13 protein-coding genes are annotated in these 15208 nt (G+C 71.1%); 10 read left to right on the forward strand and 3 right to left on the reverse strand.

Annotated features, from left to right (window positions below; translation table 11 throughout):
* Positions 1-48 precede the first annotated feature (48 nt).
* Both ilvC and serA read left to right on the forward strand, forming a co-directional pair.
* Positions 49-1047: a ketol-acid reductoisomerase gene (gene ilvC, locus ACIGXP_RS21945; protein ID WP_363220291.1), complete on the forward strand. Its 999-nt coding sequence runs from the start codon at positions 49-51 to the stop codon at positions 1045-1047.
* Between the two features lie 252 nt (positions 1048-1299).
* A complete protein-coding gene (gene serA / locus ACIGXP_RS21950; RefSeq protein ID WP_363220290.1) occupies positions 1300-2889 on the forward strand; it encodes a phosphoglycerate dehydrogenase in 1590 nt (529 codons plus the stop codon).
* 61 nt (positions 2890-2950) lie between these two features.
* Here the strand turns inward: serA and ACIGXP_RS21955 are convergent, their stop codons facing one another.
* Positions 2951-4489 (reverse strand): MFS transporter, encoded by a 1539-nt coding sequence (locus ACIGXP_RS21955; RefSeq protein WP_399770640.1) that lies wholly within the window; start codon positions 4487-4489, stop codon positions 2951-2953.
* Positions 4490-4586: 97 nt separating this feature from the next.
* Between ACIGXP_RS21955 and ACIGXP_RS21960 the strand changes: the two genes are divergently transcribed.
* Positions 4587-5171 carry a TetR/AcrR family transcriptional regulator gene (locus ACIGXP_RS21960; RefSeq protein ID WP_399770642.1) on the forward strand — a complete coding sequence of 195 codons (585 nt, stop codon included), beginning with the start codon at positions 4587-4589 and terminating at the stop codon, positions 5169-5171.
* Between the two features lie 157 nt (positions 5172-5328).
* Complete coding sequence (locus ACIGXP_RS21965) at positions 5329-7002, forward strand: FAD-dependent monooxygenase (RefSeq protein ID WP_399770645.1); 1674 nt, start codon at positions 5329-5331, stop codon at positions 7000-7002.
* A gap of 30 nt (positions 7003-7032) precedes the next feature.
* Here ACIGXP_RS21965 and ACIGXP_RS21970 read toward each other — a convergent pair whose 3' ends face one another.
* Complete coding sequence (locus ACIGXP_RS21970) at positions 7033-8265, reverse strand: PucR family transcriptional regulator (protein ID WP_399770648.1); 1233 nt, start codon at positions 8263-8265, stop codon at positions 7033-7035.
* Between the two features lie 164 nt (positions 8266-8429).
* Between ACIGXP_RS21970 and ACIGXP_RS21975 the strand changes: the two genes are divergently transcribed.
* From ACIGXP_RS21975 to ACIGXP_RS21985, 3 genes are all read left to right on the forward strand, one after another.
* On the forward strand, positions 8430-9356 hold the full coding sequence (locus ACIGXP_RS21975) for a proline dehydrogenase family protein (protein WP_399770650.1): 927 nt from the start codon (positions 8430-8432) through the stop codon (positions 9354-9356).
* 48 nt (positions 9357-9404) lie between these two features.
* Positions 9405-11036, forward strand: coding sequence for an L-glutamate gamma-semialdehyde dehydrogenase (pruA, locus tag ACIGXP_RS21980; RefSeq protein WP_363218404.1), 1632 nt, complete (start codon positions 9405-9407; stop codon positions 11034-11036).
* Positions 11037-11137: 101 nt separating this feature from the next.
* Positions 11138-11680: a GNAT family N-acetyltransferase gene (locus ACIGXP_RS21985; protein ID WP_399770654.1), complete on the forward strand. Its 543-nt coding sequence runs from the start codon at positions 11138-11140 to the stop codon at positions 11678-11680.
* Between the two features lie 7 nt (positions 11681-11687).
* Here the strand turns inward: ACIGXP_RS21985 and ACIGXP_RS21990 are convergent, their stop codons facing one another.
* Positions 11688-12680: a zinc-binding dehydrogenase gene (locus tag ACIGXP_RS21990; protein ID WP_399770656.1), complete on the reverse strand. Its 993-nt coding sequence runs from the start codon at positions 12678-12680 to the stop codon at positions 11688-11690.
* 102 nt (positions 12681-12782) lie between these two features.
* Here ACIGXP_RS21990 and ACIGXP_RS21995 point away from each other — a divergent pair, with 102 nt between their 5' ends.
* From ACIGXP_RS21995 to ACIGXP_RS22005, 3 genes are all read left to right on the forward strand, one after another.
* A complete protein-coding gene (locus tag ACIGXP_RS21995) occupies positions 12783-13691 on the forward strand; it encodes a LysR family transcriptional regulator (RefSeq protein ID WP_399770659.1) in 909 nt (302 codons plus the stop codon).
* A gap of 221 nt (positions 13692-13912) precedes the next feature.
* A complete protein-coding gene (locus ACIGXP_RS22000; RefSeq protein WP_107100810.1) occupies positions 13913-14044 on the forward strand; it encodes a hypothetical protein in 132 nt (43 codons plus the stop codon).
* Positions 14045-14141: 97 nt separating this feature from the next.
* Positions 14142-15185: a 3-isopropylmalate dehydrogenase gene (locus ACIGXP_RS22005; RefSeq protein ID WP_399770662.1), complete on the forward strand. Its 1044-nt coding sequence runs from the start codon at positions 14142-14144 to the stop codon at positions 15183-15185.
* The last annotated feature ends 23 nt before the right edge of the window (positions 15186-15208 follow it).

Below are 15208 nucleotides of genomic sequence, written 5' to 3' on the forward strand. Positions count from 1 at the left end.
CGGCATACGGTGGGACGCACAACCTGCACACCAAGGAGAGAACCCAAAGTGGCCGAGCTGTTCTACGACGCTGACGCCGACCTGTCCATCATCCAGGGCCGCAAGGTCGCGGTCATCGGCTACGGCAGCCAGGGCCACGCCCACGCGCTGTCGCTGCGTGACTCCGGTGTCGACGTGCGTGTCGGTCTGCACGAGGGCTCGAAGTCCAAGGCCAAGGCCGAGGAGCAGGGGCTGCGCGTGGTGACGCCCGCGGAGGCCGCCGCCGAGGCCGACGTCATCATGATCCTCGTCCCGGACCCGATCCAGGCCCAGGTCTACGAGGAGTCCATCGCGCCGAACCTGAAGGACGGCGACGCGCTGTTCTTCGGCCATGGCTTCAACATCCGCTTCGGCTTCATCAAGCCCCCGGCCGGCGTGGACGTCTGCATGGTCGCCCCCAAGGGCCCGGGCCACCTGGTCCGCCGTCAGTACGAGGAGGGCCGCGGCGTTCCGTGCATCGCCGCTGTCGAGCAGGACGCCTCCGGCAACGCCTTCGCGCTGGCCCTGTCCTACGCCAAGGGCATCGGCGGCACCCGCGCCGGCGTCATCAAGACGACCTTCACCGAGGAGACCGAGACCGACCTGTTCGGTGAGCAGGCCGTCCTCTGCGGTGGTACGGCCGCGCTGGTCAAGGCGGGCTTCGAGACCCTGACCGAGGCGGGCTACCAGCCGGAGATCGCCTACTTCGAGTGCCTGCACGAGCTGAAGCTGATCGTGGACCTCATGTACGAGGGCGGCCTGGAGAAGATGCGCTGGTCCATCTCCGAGACCGCCGAGTGGGGCGACTACGTCACCGGCCCGCGCATCATCACCGACGCCACCAAGGCCGAGATGAAGAAGGTCCTCGCCGAGATCCAGGACGGCACCTTCGCCACCAACTGGATGGACGAGTACCACGGTGGCCTGAAGAAGTACAACGAGTACAAGCAGCAGGACTCCGAGCACCTGCTGGAGACCACCGGCAAGCAGCTGCGCAAGCTGATGAGCTGGGTGAACGAAGAGGCGTAAGCCTCATGTCAGGGGGTCGGGGCATGCTGCTCCGGCCCCCTGTTCCACAACCGCCGGCAGGGCTACAAAATGGAGTTTCCCGTCCGGGTGATACTTCCGCGGTGGCGCAAAACAGCGACCGCGGCGCCACTACACTGCTGCACAACATACGCGTCAGGCCCACAGCGTCGTGCGTCTTCCGCGGCTAGCCCCTCCTCCGCCTGCGGCCGTCGGGACGGCCGTCCGCATGCTCTGGACTTGTGAGGACCTCACGTGAGCTCGAAACCTGTCGTACTCATCGCTGAAGAGCTGTCGCCCGCGACCGTGGACGCACTCGGCCCGGACTTCGAGATCCGGCACACCAACGGAGCCGACCGAGCCGAACTGCTCCCCGCCATCGCCGATGTCGACGCGATTCTGATCCGCTCCGCCACCAAGGTCGACGCCGAGGCCATCGCCGCGGCGAAGAAGCTCAAGGTCGTCGCGCGCGCCGGCGTCGGCCTGGACAACGTCGACGTCTCCGCCGCCACCAAGGCCGGCGTGATGGTCGTCAACGCCCCGACCTCCAACATCGTGACCGCCGCCGAGCTGGCCTGCGGTCTGATCCTCGCCTCCGCCCGCAACATCCCGCAGGCCAACGCCGCGCTGAAGAACGGCGAGTGGAAGCGCAGCAAGTACACGGGCGTCGAGCTGGCCGAGAAGACCCTCGGTGTCGTCGGCCTCGGCCGCATCGGCGCCCTGGTCGCCCAGCGCATGTCCGCCTTCGGCATGAAGGTCGTCGCCTACGACCCCTACGTGCAGCCCGCGCGGGCCGCGCAGATGGGTGTCAAGGTGCTGTCCCTGGACGAGCTGCTGGAGGTCTCCGACTTCATCACCGTCCACCTGCCCAAGACCCCCGAGACCCTCGGCCTCATCGGTGACGAGGCGCTGCGCAAGGTCAAGCCGAGCGTGCGCATCGTCAACGCCGCGCGGGGCGGCATCGTCGACGAGGCGGCGCTGTTCGCGGCGCTGAAGGAGGGCCGGGTCGCCGGCGCCGGCCTCGACGTGTACGCCAAGGAGCCGTGCACCGACTCCCCGCTGTTCGAGCTGGACCAGGTCGTCTGCACCCCGCACCTCGGCGCCTCCACCGACGAGGCCCAGGAGAAGGCGGGCATCGCGGTTGCCAAGTCCGTCCGCCTCGCCCTCGCCGGCGAGCTGGTGCCGGACGCGGTCAACGTCCAGGGCGGTGTCATCGCCGAGGACGTCAAGCCCGGCCTGCCGCTCGCCGAACGCCTCGGCCGTATCTTCACCGCGCTGGCCGGCGAGGTCGCGGTCCGCCTCGACGTCGAGGTCTACGGCGAGATCACCCAGCACGACGTGAAGGTGCTGGAGCTGTCCGCGCTCAAGGGTGTCTTCGAGGACGTCGTCGACGAGACCGTGTCGTACGTCAACGCGCCGCTGTTCGCGCAGGAGCGGGGTGTCGAGGTCCGGCTGACCACCAGCTCCGAGTCGGCCGAGCACCGCAACGTGGTCACCGTGCGCGGCACGCTCGCGGACGGCGAGGAGGTCTCGGTCTCCGGCACGCTGGCCGGACCGAAGCACGTCCAGAAGATCGTCGCGGTCGGCGACTACGACGTCGACCTCGCGCTCGCCGACCACATGGTCGTCCTGCGCTACGAGGACCGTCCCGGTGTCGTCGGCACCGTCGGCCGCATCCTCGGCGAGGCGGGCATCAACATCGCCGGCATGCAGGTCGCCCGTGCGGCGGTGGGCGGCGAGGCCCTGGCGGTGCTCACCGTCGACGACACGGTCTCCGCCGGTGTGCTGGCCGAGGTGGCTTCCGAGATCGGTGCGACGTCCGCCCGCTCGGTGAACCTGGTCTGACGCAGCAGCGAAACGCCGGGCGGGCTGACTTCCGTCAGCCCGCCCGGCGTTTTTCCATGCCCTACTTCTCCTCCCCGGCCCCGATCCTCCGCAGGCTCACCGCCGCCCCGACCGCCGCCAGCGCCACCACCAGCGCACCGGCGATCGCCGCACCCTGCATCCCGCTGGTGAACGCCTCGCGGGCCGTGGTGAGGAGGGACTCACCTGCCCGGCCGGGCAGGTGGGCGGCCGTGGCGAGGGCGTCCCCGAGGGTCTCGCGGGCACCTGCCGGAGCGGTGGACGGCATCTCGTGGCGGTAGACCGCCGTACCGATGGAGCCGAGGACCGCCATGCCGAGCGCGCCGCCGAACTCGGTACCGGTCTCCAGCAGGGAGGAGACCGAGCCCGCCCGCTCCACGGGCGCGCTGCTCATGGCCAGGTCGACCAGCTGGGACGTGATCGCGACCATCCCGCAGGCGAGGACGCCGGCCCCGGCCAGCACCAGCCACAGCGAGTCGGTGCCGATGAAGGCCATCATCGAGTATCCGGCCGCCATGGCCGCGAAGCCGCCGGCGACGACGTACGCCCGGTTGACGCCCCGCTGGACGAGCTGAGCGGTGACCGGGCCGGCGAGTCCGATGAACACCGAGGGCAGCAGGCTCCACAGGGCCGCCGCCAGCGGGCTCTTGCCGAGGACCGCCTGCAGGTACTGCGTGGTGAAAATGGCCGAGCCCATCATGGCGAGGGCGGCGACGAGGTTCAGGACCAGCGCCGGGGCGAAGCCGCGGCCCTTCAGCAGGGCCGGCGGGATCAGCGGCGAGGCGGCCGTGCGCTGCCGGTGGACGAACAGGGCCGCGAAGAGCAGGCCGACGGCGATGGAGACCACGTACAGCGGGTGCCAGCCCTCGGACGGGATCTCCTTCAGGCCGTAGATCACGGGGAGCACGGCGGCCATCGACAGCGGGACGCTCAGCCAGTCGAAACGCCCGGGGTTCGGGTCCTTGGACTCCGGCAGGAGCACCGGTCCGAGGAGCAGGAGCAGCACCATCGCGGGCAGGTTGACCAGGAAGACCGAGCCCCACCAGAAGTGCTCGACGAGGATGCCGCTCATCACCGAGCCGAGGGCGATACCGCCGGTCATCACGCCGGACCACATGCCGATCGCCTTGGCCCGCTGGCCGGGGTCGGTGAACATCGTGCGCACCAGCGCCATCGTGGACGGCATCAGTGTCGCGCCGCCGATGCCGAGGACCGCGCGGGCCGCGATCAGGGTCTCGGCGCTGTTCGCGTAGGCCGCGAGGAGCGAGGCGGCGCCGAAGGCGGCGGCGCCCGTGAGAAGGAGCTTGCGGCGGCCGATGCGGTCGCCGAGGGAGCCCATCGTCATCAGCAGGCCGGCCAGGACGAAGCCGTAGACGTCGAAGATCCACAGCTGCTGGGTGCCGCTCGGGTGCAGGTCGGCGCTGATGGCGGGGGTCGCGAAGTACAGGACCGAGACGTCCATGGAGACCAGCAGCAGCGGCAGCATCAGCACGAGGAGAGCGGTCCACTCGCGTCGGCCGGCGCGGGCGGGGGCGATGGCGGGGCCACCGACGGGGGTGGTGGTGCTCGTCGAGTTCGTCATGGCAGTGACTGTACGAGCGTCTTAAACGATTGTCTAGAACAGGTGTATAAGTCATCCGTCTAGGACGGCTGTATGGATCGGCGGTAGGGTGGTGCGCATGGGACACCGTGAGGATCTGCTCGAAGGCGCCAAGCGCTGCCTGCTGGAGAAGGGGTTCCTGCGCACGACCGCGCGGGACATCGTCAAGGAGTCGGGCACCAACCTGGCGTCGATCGGCTACCACTACGGGTCGAAGGACGCGCTGCTGGTGCAGGCCTATGTGTCGCTGATCGAGGAGGTGGGTGAAAGCTTCGATCCCGCCATGGGCGGAAAGGTGACGCAGCCGCCGGGTTCGCTGGAACGCTTCCAGGAGGTGTGGGCGAACGTCATCCGGGGCGTCCCCCAGTCGCGGGCCATCTGGATGCTGAGCTACGAACTCATCGCCCAGGGCGACCGGATCCCGGAAGTGCGCAAGCTGCTGGCCGAGGCGCAGGAGGAGGGTCGCTCGGGGCTCGTGTCCCTGTTCAGCGGTATCCCGGAGGCCGACCTCGACCAGAAGGCGGTGGACACCGAGGGCCGCCTCTACCAGACGCTGCTCAACGGCCTCATGGTCCAGTGGCTCTTCGACCCGGACTCGGCGACCACTGCCGAACAGCTGACGGAGGGGCTGCGGCGGGTGATCGCCGGCATCGACAAGGGCTGATCCACCCGCCGCTCCGCAGGGGGCGCCCGGCGTCAGCGGCCGGTCGGCGTGCGAAGGCGCAGCTGCGGATGCGCGCCGATGCACGGATTGCGGTGGCCCCACGAGTGGGCGAGATTGGCCTCATGTGCCGGATCCCGCTCCCGGAACCCGGGCCGACATGAGCGTGGCCGAGGCCGAGGAGACCGTACTGATCGTCGGCGGGGGGCCCGTGGGCCTCACCGCCCGGGCGCTGCTGGCACGCTGGGGCGTCCGCACGCTGCTGGTCGAGCGGCATGGCGAGCTGTCGCCGTTTCCCCGGTCCAGGCTGGTCAATGTGCGGTCGATGGAGATCTTCCGCAGTCTCGGCCTCGCCGGGCAGATCACGGCCAGGGCTTTCCCGCCGGAGTACGGCCGCGTCCGCTTCCGGGACACCCTGCGCGACCGCGACTTCGCCGCGGCGGCGATGGCCGGGGTGCACGCGCCGGTGCCCGAGAGCCCCGTGACCGGCGTGGTCACCTCCCAGGACCGGCTGGAACCCGTGCTGCTCGGCGCGGCGGACACGCCGGTGCGGTTCGGGGTCGAACTGGTCGGCCTGGCCGAAGAGGACAGCACGGTCGTCGCCCGCCTCGCCGACCGCCGCTCCGGGCAGGAGACGCGGGTCCGGGTCCCCTACGTCCTCGCCGCCGACGGAGCGAACTCCACCGTGCGGCAGCTGCTGGGCATCGGCACCACCGGACCCGGCGCGCTGGGAAAGGTCACCACCGTCGTGTTCGACGCCGACCTCGACCGCTGGTGTGCCGGGCAGCCCGCCGGGGTCTACTTCACCGCGCACGGGTCGTTCATGCCGCTGTATCCCGAGGGCGGCTGGGCCTGGTTCGGTCCCACCCCCGAGGACGGCGCGCACACCGACTGGCACGAGCTCGTCGCGCGGGCCCTCGGCCCCGGTGCCGACGTACGGCACACGGTGCTGCGGGTCCAGCACTGGGTGATGAACGCCTTCGTCGCCGAACGCCTGCGGCACGGCCGGGTCCTGCTGGCCGGCGACGCCGTGCACGCGGTCCCCGTCATCGGCGGCCTGGGCATGAACGCCGGCCTGGCCGATGTGCACAACCTGTGCTGGAAACTCGCCGGCGTGCTGCAGGGGTGGGCCGGACCGAGCCTGCTGGACACCTACGAGACGGAACGGCAGCCCGTCGCCCGACTGACGCTCCGCCAAGCGGTGGCCAACGCCCAGCTGCTGAGTACCGCGCAAAGCCGGCGGCGGGAGCAGCTGCAGGCGGGGGGCAAGGCGGCGCACCGGGTCGAACTGCCCTGGTCCGACCGGTACTTCGCACAACTCGGCCTGGTGCTCGGCGTCACCTACCGCTCCACAGCCGTCCTCACCGACGACCACACCCGTCCCGAGCCACCTGTCGATCCACGCGTGCACGCCTCTTCGCGGGCGGATGCCGATTTGGCCACGGACGCCCACCCCGCCACGAATCCCCGCTCCGACGCGGAGGCCGTTCCCGGCATGGAGGCCCTCCCCGCCACGGATTACGTGCCCACCCCGCAGCCAGGTCACCGCATGCCCCATCTACCGCTCACCCCCGGCCGTTCCACACTCGACGCCCTCGGTGAGTGGTTCACCCTGTTCACCCCCGACACGGCGGCCTGGGCTCCGCGCGCCGCCGCGCCCTGGCCGCTGCGTGTCGAGGCCCTGCCGCAGGGGTCCGCGGAGGGCCTCGGGCTCGGTCCGGGCGGCGCTCTGCTCGTCCGGCCGGACGGTCACATCGCCGCCCGGTGGACGGACGGCCCGTCGGCCCCGGCCACCCTCTTCGAGGCCCTCGCCGCTCTCAACGGCCGCCCCTGACGCCCGGGACGCCCGGGACGCCCCGGCCGGCTACAGCCGCGCCCGCTTCAGCGCCATGTGCAGCAGCAGCCGGTCCTCGCCGTCGTCCAGGTCCAGGCCGGTCAGCTGCTCGATCCGGGACAGGCGGTAGTAGAGGGTCTGCCGGTGGATGCCCAGTTCGGCGGCCGTGCGGCCGGCCTGGCCCGCGCAGTCGAGATAGACCTCCGCGGTGCGGGCCAGCTCGCGGTGGGCGGCCGAGAGCAACGGGCCGACCACGACGTCGTGCGCGGCCTCGGGCGGCAGCGCGGTCAGCAGCCGGTACGGCCCGATGTGCGCCCACTGGGCGACGGGTCCGAACCGCGGCTCGGCCAGCGCGGCGCGCGCCGCGGCGGCGGCCTCCTGCCACACCGTCCCCAGGTCGGTGAGACCCACGCGGGGCTCACCGACCCCGGCGGCACACCCGGCCCCGCGCGCCGCGCCGCCCGACGCCCCGTGAGCCTCCCCGGCCTCCTTCAGCACCCGCGTGGCAGCCGCCAGCGCGGGCGTGGCCGTCCCCGTGGTCCGCAGTCGCACCAGCAGCGCCAGGCTCTGCTCCGACGCCCCCCACGGCAGCGTGCACAGTGCCGTGGTGTGCGGGATCGTACGGGCGGCCGGGGCGTCGTCCGGGTCGGCCGACGGCCAGGGGGCGATGCACGCCAGGGTGACGGGGCCGTCCGCGCGGGCGCCGAGTGCGGTGCGCAACTCGGCCACCGCCATGTCCCGCTGCCAGCCGCTTTCCGCGGTGAGCACCGCCCGCAGCTCCCGGCTCAGCCCGGCCCCGGCCTCCGCCTCGTCCGCGAGCAGCGCGCCGATCCGGCCCGCCACCTGCATCGCCGCGGCCAGCTGCGCGTCCGTCGGTCCCGGTTCGATCTCCAGCAGCCACACGTAGCCGAGGACGACACCCCGATGGCGTACGGGGAGGCAGATCCGGCCGCGGTACACCCCGGCCTCCGGGCTCGCCGGGATCCGTACGGGGCCGGTCGCGCGGGTGATGCCGAAGCCCTCGAACCATGTCCGGACCGTCGCCGTGGAGCGCCGGGTCAGGATCGAACGGGTGCGCACGGGGTCCAGCGCGGAGGGATCCAGCTCGCCCTCACTGTCGTACGCGCCGAAGGCGATCAGCTCGAAGTCGCGGTTCTCCAGGGTCGCCGGGACGCCCAGCAGCTCCGAGATCTCGTCCACCAGCTCCTGGTAGTCACCCTTGAAAGCCTTGAAATCCGCCGCCACTCGGGCATTCTCCCTCATTTTCCGGCTGCCTTCATACATCTGTCTGAGATCCAGTGCACGGATGCGTGACAGCTGTCGATGGCCGACGATCGGAGAGATCCTTAGGTTTCACGGTGGTTCTCCGCGCCGTACCCGAATCGTCGGGTGATGGCCGTATTGGTGCTTGTCTGTGGAGGTGCCCCGTGCTGGGTCCCGTGATTCTCGCCGCGTCGCGCAGCGACCGGATGCGACGCCTGATCTCGGCGGCCCCGGTGACCAAGCAGGTCGTCGACCGCTTCATCCCCGGCGAGACCGTCGACGACATCGTGCCGATCATCAAGGACCTGACGGCCAAGGGCCTGGAGCTGACGATGGACGTCGTCGGCGAGGACATCACCACCCCCGAGCAGGCCACCCACGCCCGCGATGCCTACCTGGCGCTGATCGACCACCTCAAGGAGCTGGAGCTCGGCGAGAAGGTCGAGATGTCGGTCAAGCTGTCCATGTTCGGCCAGGCGCTGGAGGGTGGCCACGAGCTGGCCCTCGCGAACGTCCGTCCGGTCGTCGAGGCCGCCGCCGCCATCGGGACGACCGTGACCCTCGACGCCGAGGACCACACCACCCTCGACTCGATGTTCGCCATCCACGAGGAGCTGCGGAAGGACTTCCCGCAGACCGGCTGCGTCATCCAGGCCTACCTGTTCCGCACCGAGGCCGACGGCCGCCGTCTCGCCGCCGCCGGCAGCCGCGTCCGCCTGGTCAAGGGCGCCTACAAGGAGCCTGCCGAGGTCGCTTACCAGCAGAAGCACGAGATCGACAAGGCCTACGTCCGTATCCTGAAGACGCTGATGGAGGGCGAGGGCTACCCGATGATCGGGTCGCACGACCCGCGTCTGATCGCCATCGCCCAGGAGCTGGCCCACAAGGCTGGCCGCAAGCTCGACGAGTACGAGTTCCAGATGCTGTACGGCATCCGCAGTGAGGAGCACCTGCGGCTGGCCGCCGAGGGCCACCGCATGCGCGTCTACACCGCCTACGGCACCGACTGGTACGGCTACTTCATGCGCCGTCTCGCGGAGAAGCCCGCCAACCTGCGGTTCTTCCTCCGCTCGATGGTCAGCAAGGGCTGAGCCCCCCTACGCCCCGACACCCGCTCACGTACAAGGAGTCCGGATCTCATGGACGCTGTGACCCAGGTCCCCACCCCCGTCAACGAGCCGGTGCACGGCTACGCCCCCGGCTCGCCCGAGCGCGCCCGGCTGGAGGCCAAGCTCAAGGAGCTGGCCGAGAACCCGATCGACCTGCCGATGACCATCGGCGGGGAGAAGCGGATGGGCGGCGGTGAGCCGTTCCAGGTGGTGCAGCCGCACAACCACAAGGCCGTCATCGGCACCCTGCGGCACGCCACCCAGCAGGACGCGAAGGACGCCATCGACGCGGCCCTCGCCGCCGCGCCGGCCTGGCGCGCGATGTCCTTCGACGACCGTGCCGCGATCATCCTGCGCGCCGCCGAGCTGCTGGCCGGCCCGTGGCGCGAGACGATCGCCGCCTCCACCATGCTGGGCCAGTCGAAGACCGCCCAGCAGGCCGAGATCGACACGCCCTGCGAGCTGGTCGACTTCTGGCGGTTCAACGTCCACTACGCCCGCCAGATCATCGCCGAGCAGCCCCCGGCGAACTCCCCGGGCGTGTGGAACCGCCTGGACCACCGCCCGCTGGAGGGCTTCGTCTACGCGATCACGCCGTTCAACTTCAGCGCCATCGCGGGCAACCTGCCGACGGCCCCCGCGCTGATGGGCAACGTCGTCGTCTGGAAGCCGTCCCCGACCCAGACCCACGCCGCCGTCCTGCTCATGCAGCTGCTGGAGGAGGCGGGCCTGCCCAAGGGCGTCATCAACCTCGTCACCGGTGACGGCATCGAGGTCTCCAAGGTCGCTCTTGAGCACCGCGACCTGGCCGGCATCCACTTCACCGGCTCGACCAAGACCTTCCAGTACCTGTGGAAGACGGTCGGCACCAACATCGAGAAGTACCGCTCCTACCCGCGTCTGGTCGGCGAGACCGGCGGCAAGGACTTCCTGGTCGCCCACCCGAGCGCCGACCGCGCGGTCCTGAAGACCGCCCTGACCCGCGGTGCCTTCGAGTACCAGGGCCAGAAGTGCAGCGCCACCTCCCGGGCGTACATCCCGGCGTCGATCTGGAACTCCGGCTTCCGGGAGGAGTTCGCGGCCGAGGTCGACTACCTGACCATGGGTGACGTCACCGACCTGTCGAACTTCATCGGCGCCGTGATCGACGACCGTGCCTTCGCCAAGAACAAGGCCGCGATCGACCGCGCGAAGTCCGACCCGACCTGCGAGATCATCGCGGGCGGCAGCTACGACGACTCGGTCGGCTACTTCGTCCGCCCGACGGTGATCGTCTCCACCGACCCGGAGAACGAGGTCTTCCGCACGGAGTACTTCGGCCCGGTCCTCGGCGTCTACGTCTACGAGGACGACAAGTACGACGAGATGCTGGAGCAGATGGAGTCGGTGTCGGACTACGCCCTGACCGGCTCGGTGATCTCCAACGACCGCGCCGCCGCTGCCTACACGATGGAGAAGCTCCGCTTCGCCGCGGGCAACTTCTACATCAACGACAAGTCGACCGGCGCCGTCGTCGGCCAGCAGCCCTTCGGCGGCGGCCGCGCCTCCGGCACCAACGACAAGGCCGGCGCCCCGCAGAACCTCCTGCGCTGGACCCTGACCCGCGCCATCAAGGAGACCCTGGTCCCGCCGACCGACTACGCCTACCCGCACATGGGCTGACCCTCAGCCCCCTGACCACGGGCCGGGAAGCCTGCCACCGAGCAGACTTCCCGGCCCGTTTCCATCCCGGCGCTCACACCGGCCGAGCGATAATGCGGGTCATGGCCGTCCGACAGCGTCTCGTCCACACCGCCGATCTCGGAGCCGCCGAACTCGCCGCCGTCCGTGCCCTGTTGGACGAGGCGTTCGACGGGGACCTCTCCGACGAGGACTGGGATCACGGGTGCGGCGGCCTGCATGCGCTCGTCCACGACGACACCGGGCTCGCCGCGCACGGATCCGTCGTGATGCGGCGCATCCGGCATCGGGGACGCTGGCTGCGTACCGGGTACGTCGAGGCCGTCGCCGTACGGCCGGACGTGCGGCGCACCGGGCTCGGCGGGCGGGTGATGGGGGAGCTGGAGCGGGTGATCGGCCGGGCCTACGACCTCGGTGCGCTCGCCGCGAGCGACGAGGGAGCCCTGCTGTACGCGGCGCGGGGCTGGCAGCGGTGGGGCGGGCAGGTGCACGCCCTCTCGCCGGATGGCGGGATCGTACGGCTGCCGGAGGAGGAAGGGGCCGTCCATCTGTGGCCCGGGCTCGCCGGGCCGGTCGAGTCCGGTGCCGAGCTGGTCTTCGACTGGCGCGACGGCGACGTGACCTGACGGATCGTCATGCCGCGCGGACAAGGATCTTGCCCGTGTTGCCGCCGCGCAGCATCAGCAGGAACGCCTCCACGATCCGTTCGAACCCGTCCACGACCGTCTCGTCCGGCGCCAGCGCCCCGCTGCGCAGATGCGGTACGGCGAAGTCGTACAACTCCTCCTGCGCGTCCCGGTGGTCGCTCACCAGAAAGCCCTCGATGCGCAGGCTCTTCTCCACCACGTCCGCGTGGTCGAAGAGGACGGGCGGGGCATCGGGGGTGTTGTACTGGCTGATCGTGCCGACCCGCACCACCCGGCCCCGCCTGCGCAGCGCGCCGATCGCCGCGCCGAGGTGGTCGCCGCCCACGTTGTCCACGAAGACGTCGATGCCCGTGGGGGCGGCTTCGGCGAGCAGCTCGCGGACCGGTGCCGTGCGGTAGTCGAAGGCGGTGTCGTAACCGACCTGTTCCGTCAGGTACGCCACCTTCTCCGGGCTGCCCGCGCTGCCGATCACGCGGCCGGCGCCGAGCAGCCGGGCGAAGCGGCCGGCCGCCGTGCCGACCCCGCCCGCCGCCCCGGAGACGAACACGTCCTCCCCCTCGCGCAGCCGGGCGATCCGGGTCAGGGCGATGTACGCCGTCAGGCCGGTGCCGCCCAGCACGCTCAGGTACGCCGACAGCGGCACGCCCGGGTGGTGCGGGAGCCGGCGGACCTCCTCGGGGCTCACCACGGCGTGGGTGCGCCAGCCCTGGCGGTGGAAGAGGATCTCGCCCTCCGGCAGGGCCGGGGTGCGGGAGGCCACCACCCGGCCCAGTGCGCGGCCCTCCAGCGGGGCGTGCAGCGTGAAGTCGCCGTCCATCATCTCGCGGTGGTACGGGTCCACCGACCAGTAGAGGTTCTCCACAAGCGCCGTACCGGGCGCCGGTTCGGGCACCGGGGACTCGGCGAAGCGGAAGTGGTCCGCGGTCGGGAAGCCGGTGGGGCGGGCGGTCTGCTGCACGGTGAGCGCGATCTCGGTCATGGAGGGGACGGTAGGGAGGAATGCCGGGGGTGGGCAGAGGGTTGGGCTCATGGAACGCGCCGATCCATGAGTCGGCCTCATATGTGCAGGTGGGAGCCCCGAGTGACATCAGTCGACCTTGCCCCGCAGGAGCTGAGGATCCTGGTCGCCGTGGCCGACGAGGGCGGGTTCTCCGCCGCCGCCGCCCGCCTCGGGGCCACTCAGTCCGCCGTCTCCCACGCCGTGCGGGGGATCGAGCGGAAGCTGGGCGCGGTGCTGTTCGAGCGCGGGCGGTTCGGCGCGCGGCCGACGCCGGCGGGGGAGCGGGCCGCGGCCCATGCGCGGCGGGTGCTGCGCATGCTCCAGGTGCTGGCCGCGGACGTCCGCGACGCGGGCACCGGCGAGGTCTGCGGGCCGCTGCGGATCGCCGCCTTCCGCAGCGCGGCCCTGCATCTGCTGCCGCCCGCCCTGGAACGGCTCACCGCGCAGCACCCCGGCATCGAGGTGACCGTCACCGTCGTCCGTGAACTGGGCGCCGGCACGGCGGGCGAGGTCGCCGCCGGACGGGCCGATCTCGGGATCGCCACCCTGAGCGGGCCGCCGCCGGCCGGACTGGTCGGCGGGGTGCTGCTTCGGGAGCCGTACTCCCTGGTCCATCCGGCCGGGCATCCGGATCCTCGCGCGCTGCCGCTCGTCGACTGGGCGGAGAACTGCGGCTCCTACACCCGTGCCTGGTGGGCCGCCCAGGACTGGATCCCGGCGGCGACCGTCAACGCCGAGGACGACGGCGCGGTGCTGTCCATGGTGGGCAGCGGGCTCGGCATGGCGATCATGCCCGCGCTCTCCCTCACCGGGGCGCCGCCCGCCGTGGAGATCACCGACCTGGGGCCGGACCGGCCCCACCGCTGCGTCGGCTACGTCACGACGCGGGAACTGGCCGGCACCACCGCCGTACGGGCCCTGATCCGCACCCTTCGAGCCCTCGGCGCGGCGTCACCCGAACGCGGGAAGGCCCAGCTCAGAGCGGTGTGAGCCGGTCCACCGTCTCAGATAGTAGGAAGTCCGAGTAATTGTGCAGACAGGAACGGGCCGCTCCCTTAATTTTGTAGGAGCCGAACGTCTCGCTCGATCCAGCGAATGGCGGTCGTGAGCCGGACCCCGTACAGGCAACCCCTGTGGCCGTCGCTCCCCGCCTCTCCGGCGTCTCCCTGTCCCTGTGCGTCCTCCACGTTTGCCGAAGGAGACGATTTCCCATGGCCGAGACGACCGTCCGCCGCCGAGTCCGCCACGTGTCCCGCGCGAGCGAGTCCGACCGCAAGAACGCCGCCGCCGCCCTCCAGCGCGCCCTCGACCGCCGCGACAACGGCGGCGAGACGGGCCACTGAGTCCCGCCCCCCGGTTCCACCGCGGAACACACCCGTCCGAGTGTCCGCATGGTGGAAGGGTCATGTCAGTACCTGGGACGAGGAGTAGGGTGCCCGCATGTCTCGCAGCATCAATCTCGCAGTGATCCCGGGTGACGGCATCGGCCAGGAGGTCGTGTCCGAAGGTCTCAAGGTCCTCTCCGCCGTCCTGCCGCAGGATGTGAAGCTGGAGACCAAGGAGTACGACTTCGGCGCCCAGCGCTACCACGCCACCGGTGAGACCCTCACCGACGCCGACCTCGACGCGCTGAAGCAGCACGACGCCATCCTGCTCGGCGCCATCGGCGACCCGTCGGTGCCGTCCGGCGTCCTGGAGCGCGGCTTCCTGCTCAAGCTCCGCTTCGCCTTCGACCACCACGTCAACCTGCGGCCGTCGAAGCTCCTGCCCGGCGTCGCCACCCCGCTCGCCGGCCAGCCGGAGATCGACTTCGTCGTCGTCCGCGAGGGCACCGAGGGCCCGTACACCGGCAACGGCGGCACCATCCGCAAGGGCACCGAGCACGAGGTCGCCACCGAGGTGTCCGTCAACACGGCCTTCGGTGTCGAGCGGGTGGTCCGCGACGCCTTCGCCCGCGCCCAGGCCCGTCCGCGCAAGAAGCTCACGCTGGTCCACAAGAACAACGTGCTGACCTTCGCCGGGCATCTGTGGACGGACATCTTCAACAAGGTGGCCCAGGAGTTCCCCGAGGTCACCACCGACTACCTCCACGTCGACGCGGCCACGATCTTCCTGGTCACCGACCCGGGCCGGTTCGACGTCATCGTCACCGACAACCTCTTCGGCGACATCATCACCGACCTCGCCGCGGCCGTCTCCGGCGGCATCGGCGTGGCCGCCAGCGGGAACATCAACCCGTCCGGCGAGTTCCCCTCGATGTTCGAGCCCGTGCACGGCTCGGCCCCGGACATCGCCGGCCAGGGCAAGGCCGACCCCACCGCCACGGTGCTGTCCGTCGCCCTGCTGCTGCGCCACCTCGGCTACGACTCCGAGGCGGACCGCATCGACGCCGCCGTCGCCGCCGACCTCACCGAGCGCGCCGGGCTGGCTGCCCGCAGCACCTCGCAGATCGGCGACGCGCTGGCCGTACGAGTAGCCGGCTGACCCGCGCCACTCCTCGAAGCCGC

Source organism: Streptomyces sp. NPDC053069, from assembly GCF_044546895.1.
Lineage (GTDB): Bacteria > Actinomycetota > Actinomycetes > Streptomycetales > Streptomycetaceae > Streptomyces.

Coding starts and splice junctions, on each gene's coding strand:
- ACIGXP_RS21960 (WP_399770642.1), top strand. CDS start 4,587: ATGGGACACCGTGAGGATCTGCTCGAAGGCGCCAAGCGCTGCCTGCTG.
- ACIGXP_RS21985 (WP_399770654.1), top strand. CDS start 11,138: ATGGCCGTCCGACAGCGTCTCGTCCACACCGCCGATCTCGGAGCCGCC.
- pruA (WP_363218404.1), top strand. CDS start 9,405: ATGGACGCTGTGACCCAGGTCCCCACCCCCGTCAACGAGCCGGTGCAC.
- ACIGXP_RS22000 (WP_107100810.1), top strand. CDS start 13,913: ATGGCCGAGACGACCGTCCGCCGCCGAGTCCGCCACGTGTCCCGCGCG.
- ACIGXP_RS21955 (WP_399770640.1), bottom strand. CDS start 4,489: ATGACGAACTCGACGAGCACCACCACCCCCGTCGGTGGCCCCGCCATC.
- ACIGXP_RS21970 (WP_399770648.1), bottom strand. CDS start 8,265: ATGAGGGAGAATGCCCGAGTGGCGGCGGATTTCAAGGCTTTCAAGGGT.
- ACIGXP_RS22005 (WP_399770662.1), top strand. CDS start 14,142: ATGTCTCGCAGCATCAATCTCGCAGTGATCCCGGGTGACGGCATCGGC.
- ACIGXP_RS21965 (WP_399770645.1), top strand. CDS start 5,329: ATGAGCGTGGCCGAGGCCGAGGAGACCGTACTGATCGTCGGCGGGGGG.
- ACIGXP_RS21990 (WP_399770656.1), bottom strand. CDS start 12,680: ATGACCGAGATCGCGCTCACCGTGCAGCAGACCGCCCGCCCCACCGGC.